Source organism: Mesorhizobium sp. M7D.F.Ca.US.004.03.1.1 (genome assembly GCF_003998635.1).
GTDB lineage: Bacteria > Pseudomonadota > Alphaproteobacteria > Rhizobiales > Rhizobiaceae > Mesorhizobium > Mesorhizobium loti.
Genome location: NZ_RZQG01000516.1, coordinates 1 through 4,327, shown reverse-complemented (window position 1 = coordinate 4,327; position 4,327 = coordinate 1). Strand labels below are relative to the sequence as shown.

Sequence of the window (4,327 nt, the reverse complement as noted above, 5' to 3'; positions counted from 1 at the left end):
GTGCGCGCTGCTGCTGACCACGCCGTGGCTGCCCGGCGCCTTCCTGTTCGTGTTCCTGTTCGGCCTCGGTTCCGGCCTCACCAGCATCGTCGGCGGCACCTTGCCGCTCGAACTCTTCGGCCGCGAAGGCTATGGCGCGCGGCTCGGCTGGGCGAGCGCTGCCCGCCAGTTCACTTCGGCCTTCGCCCCGTTCGCGCTCGCCTTCATGATGGCGCGGACATCCGTCGCCAATTCGCTGTGGGTGCTGGTGGTCGTCGCTGCGAGCGGCGTCATCGCCTTCCTCGCCATCGCGCTGCTGAGACGGCGTGGCGGCCGGGTGGCGTTTGCGATTGGCGGCAATCCGGAAGAGGCGACCTAAGGCGCGGCGGGATGCGGTGCCTTCAATGCCTGAGTATCTTGCTGAGGAAGGCGCGGCTGCGGTCGGTCTTGGGGTACGAGAAGAACTCGTCCGGGGTGCCGCTTTCTCCGATCGCCGGCAAAAATGGAATGGTTTTCCTGCCATATCGTCTCTACCCGATCTATATATCGGTTGAGATCGATGCAGGTGAATATGGACCAGGACATCATATTGAAGGCGCTGGCGCATCCGTTTCGACGCGATGTCCTGGCGTGGCTGAAGGAGCCTGAACAGCACTTCGCCGCGCAGGCGCATCCGCTCGAGATGGGGGTCTGCGCCAGCCAGTTCGACCGTCGCGGCCTGGCGCAGTCCAGCGTCTCGGCGCATCTGGCGACGCTGGCGTCGGCGGACCTCGTCACGACACGGCGGGTCGGCCAATGGGGGTTCTACAAGCGCAACGAAGAAACCATCGCGGCCTTCCAGGCCGCCCTGTCCGGTCTCTGACGATCCTCCCCCGTCCTCCCCCCATGAAAGGCTTTTTCTCATGACTACACTCTTTGATCCGCTGCAGGCCGGCGACCTGGCGCTGGCGAACCGCATCGTCATGGCGCCGCTGACGCGCAATCGTTCACCCAATGCGGTCCCCGGCGACCTCTCGGTCACCTATTATGGTCAGCGCGCCACGGCCGGGCTGATCGTGACGGAGGCCACCGCCATCAGCCATCAGGGCCAGGGTTATGCCGACGTGCCAGGTCTCTATGGCGCGGATCAGCTTGCCGGCTGGAAACGTGTCACGGACGCGGTCCATAGAGCCGGCGGCAAGATCGTGGTCCAGCTCTGGCATGTCGGACGCATCTCGCATGTTTCGTTGCAGCCCGGCGGCGGCAAGCCGGTGGCGCCGTCGGCGATCAGGGCAAACTCCAAGACTTTCCTGGTCAGGCCGGATGGCAGCGGCGAGTTCGCCGAGACCTCCGAGCCGCGCGCGCTCGATGCGGCCGAAATCCCCGGCATCGTCGACGATTTCCGCCGCGCCGCCAAGGCGGCGATCGAGGAGGCAGGTTTCGACGGCGTCGAGATCCATGGCGCCAATGGTTATCTCGTCGACCAGTTCCTGCGCTCGGGCACCAACCATCGTACCGATGACTATGGCGGTTCCATCGAGAACCGGACGCGCTTCCTGTTCGAGGTGGTCGACGCGGTCGCGGGCGCCGTCGGCGCCGGCAGGACCGGAATCCGGCTGTCGCCGGTGACGCCCGCCAACGACACTTCGGATGCCAATCCGCAGCCGTTGTTCAACCATGTGGTGGAGGGACTGGGCCGTCGCACCCTGGCCTATATCCATATCGTCGAAGGCGCGACCGGCGGGGCGCGTGACTTCAGCCAGGGCGACAAGCCGTTCGACTACGCGGAACTCAAGGCCACCTACCACAAGGCTGGCGGACGCGGAGCCTGGCTGGTGAACAATGGCTACGACAAGGAACTGGCCGAAAAGGCCGTTGCCGACGGCAAGGCGGACCTTGTCGCGTTCGGCAAGCTGTTCATCGCCAATCCCGACCTCGTGAGCCGGTTGAAGCGGAATGCCGAACTCAACGCCCCCGACAAGGCGACGTTCTATGGCGGCGACGCCAGGGGCTATACGGACTATCCGACGGCAGCCTGAGCCACCCGGACGGTTTGCCCTTTCGCCCGCAGCGGAAGGGCGGCCGGTCGGCGTACAGATCCGTTGCAAGGCAACGCTATTCTTCGATTGATACAATGGCCGCCGGACAGATTGACGGGAAGCGCCGAGAAGACGCTCCCTGTCGCTGCCTTCAATGCCTGAGTATCTTGCTCAGGAAAGCCCGGCTGCGGTCGGTCCTGGGATGCGAGAAGAACTCGTCCGGCGTGCCGCTTTCGACGATGGCGCCGGCGTCCATGAACACCACGCGCTGGGCGACCTTGCGGGCAAAGCCCATCTCATGCGTCACCACCATCATGGTCATGCCTTCCTCGGCGACCGCGACCATGACATCGAGCACTTCGGAAATCATCTCGGGGTCGAGTGCCGAAGTCGGCTCGTCGAACAGCATGATCTTGGGCCGCATGCCGAGGCAACGCGCGATCGCCACGCGCTGCTGCTGGCCGCCGGAAAGCTGTGCGGGATAGGCGTTGACCTTGTCGGCGAGGCCAACCTTGGCCAGCAATTCGCGCCCGGCCTTTTCGGCCTCGGCGCGCGGGATCTTGCGGACATGGATGGGGGCGAGCGTGACGTTCTCGAGCGCGGTCTTGTGCGGGTAGAGGTTGAACGACTGGAAGACGAAGCCGATCTCGGTGCGCAGCTGCGTCATGTTGGTGGCGGGGTCGCCGAGGCGCTGGCCGTCGACGACGAGGTCGCCGTCCTTGATCGCCTCCAAGCCGTTGACGCAGCGGATCAGCGTGCTCTTGCCCGAGCCGCTCGGGCCGCAGACGACGACCACCTCGCGCGGCTCGACGCTGAGCGTGATGTCCTTCAGCACGTTGAGCGAGCCGAACCACTTGTTGACGCCGCGAAAGTCGATCATGCCCGTTTTGGTCATCGATGTTGGCCCTTTGGGATTGGCTGTCACAACTGCACCTCGCCATGCGCGGCACCCATGCGCCGTTCGAGCCGGCGGGCCAGCATGATCAGGGGATAGCAGACGATGAAATAGCCGACGCCGACGAGGAAGAAGACCAACAGGCCGTTGGGCACACGCTGCACCACCAGCCAGCCGACGCGGGTGAGGTCGGTGAGGCCGATGGCCGACACGACCGAAGAATCCTTGATCAGCAGCACGTACTGCCCGACCAGCGGCGGCAGCACGATGCGCATGGCCTGCGGCAGCACCACCTGGCGCATGCGCTGCCAGCGCGATAGGCCGGATGCCAGTGCCGCCTCGACCTGGCCGGTCGGTACCGAGCGGATGCCGGCGACGACGATCTCGCAGATGAAGCAGGCGGCCAGATTGGTCAGCGCTATGATGCCGGCAGTGAAGGCGTCGAGCTCGATGCCGAACTCTGGCAGGATGAAGAAGATCAGGAAGATCTGCACCAGGAACGGCGTGCCGCGGATGAGATCGACCCAGGCCCCGATCAAGCTGTCGATCAGACGGTTGCCGCCGGTGCGCAGGATGCCGAGACCGAAGCCGAGCAGGGTGCCGAGCACCAGGCTGATCAGCGACAGCACCACGGTCATGCCGAGGCCGCGCAGGGCCAGCGGATAGGAGCCGGCGAGGCTTTGCAGCTGTTGCCAGATCATGTCCGCGCCCCCGCCGTGCCGAGCCAGCGGCTGGAGAGGCCAGCCAGTCCCTTCAGTCCGTAATAGAGCAGCAGATAGAAGGCGGCGATGGTGAGAAAGCCTTCCGCCGGCATGAAGCGGTCGGAGGCGAGCAACTGGCCGGCGCGCGTCAGTTCGGAAACCGAGATCAGCGATAGCAGGGCGGAATCCTTGACCAGCACGATCGCCTGGCCGAGCAGCGGCGGGATCGTCACCTTGAAGGCCTGCGGCAGGACGACCAGGCGCATGCGCTGGACATAGGTCATGCCCGAAGCGACGCTGGCTTCGACCTGGCCGCGCGGGATCGACAGGATGCCGGCGCGAATGATTTCAGCGATATAGGCGCCGCTGTTGAGCGATAGCGCGAGGATGCCGACGACCAGCTCCGGCAGCACGAAGCCGAGCCGAGGCAGGCCAAAATAGAGGAAATAAAGCTGCGCCAGCAAGGGCGTGGCGCGGACTGCGTCGATATAGGCCTTGGCCGGCGCGCGAAACAGCCAGCCGCGCTGCAGGTTCATGGCGCACAGCACGATGCCGACGATGAGCGCGCCGACAAAGGACAGCGCCGACAGCCAGACGGTTGTGACCAGGCCCTGCCCGAACAGCGGCAGATATTCGACGATGGTGCGGAAACTGAAATTTTCGAGCATCGTTGGGTGAAATCCCAGAGTGCAGGAAACGACGGATGAAGCGAAATTCCAGGCGGTTTCGCGGCG

5 protein-coding genes and 2 pseudogenes are annotated in these 4,327 nt (G+C 64.9%); 3 read left to right on the top strand and 4 right to left on the bottom strand.

From position 1 onward, the window contains the following. Nucleotides 1–358, top strand: a pseudogene (locus EN935_RS24290) (MFS transporter); the annotation flags it as partial. A gap of 22 nt (nt 359–380) precedes the next feature. Here the strand turns inward: EN935_RS24290 and EN935_RS42930 are convergent. Continuing rightward, nucleotides 381–473 (bottom strand): annotated as a pseudogene (locus EN935_RS42930) (polar amino acid ABC transporter ATP-binding protein); the annotation flags it as partial. 77 nt (nt 474–550) lie between these two features. On the opposite strand from EN935_RS42930, the gene EN935_RS24280 reads away from it, so the two are divergent. Further along, complete coding sequence (locus tag EN935_RS24280) at nt 551–841, top strand: helix-turn-helix transcriptional regulator (RefSeq protein ID WP_127373681.1); 291 nt, start codon at nt 551–553, stop codon at nt 839–841. A 40-nt stretch (nt 842–881) separates the two neighbouring features. Continuing rightward, nucleotides 882–1,997, top strand: coding sequence for an alkene reductase (locus EN935_RS24275; protein WP_127262669.1), 1,116 nt, complete (start codon nt 882–884; stop codon nt 1,995–1,997). Nucleotides 1,998–2,148: 151 nt separating this feature from the next. On the opposite strand, the gene EN935_RS24270 is transcribed toward EN935_RS24275, so the two are convergent. The 3 genes from EN935_RS24270 to EN935_RS24260 form a co-directional block, all read right to left on the bottom strand. Further along, on the bottom strand, nt 2,149–2,892 hold the full coding sequence (locus tag EN935_RS24270) for an amino acid ABC transporter ATP-binding protein (RefSeq protein WP_109660396.1): 744 nt from the start codon (nt 2,890–2,892) through the stop codon (nt 2,149–2,151). Between the two features lie 26 nt (nt 2,893–2,918). Next, the gene (locus EN935_RS24265; protein WP_109660398.1) at nt 2,919–3,593 is read right to left on the bottom strand and encodes an amino acid ABC transporter permease; all 675 of its coding nucleotides are present in this window, start codon (nt 3,591–3,593) and stop codon (nt 2,919–2,921) included. Further along, a partial coding sequence (locus EN935_RS24260; protein WP_245489033.1) for an amino acid ABC transporter permease occupies nt 3,590–4,327 on the bottom strand: 738 nt, incomplete at its 5' end. The genes EN935_RS24265 and EN935_RS24260, both read right to left, overlap by 4 nt.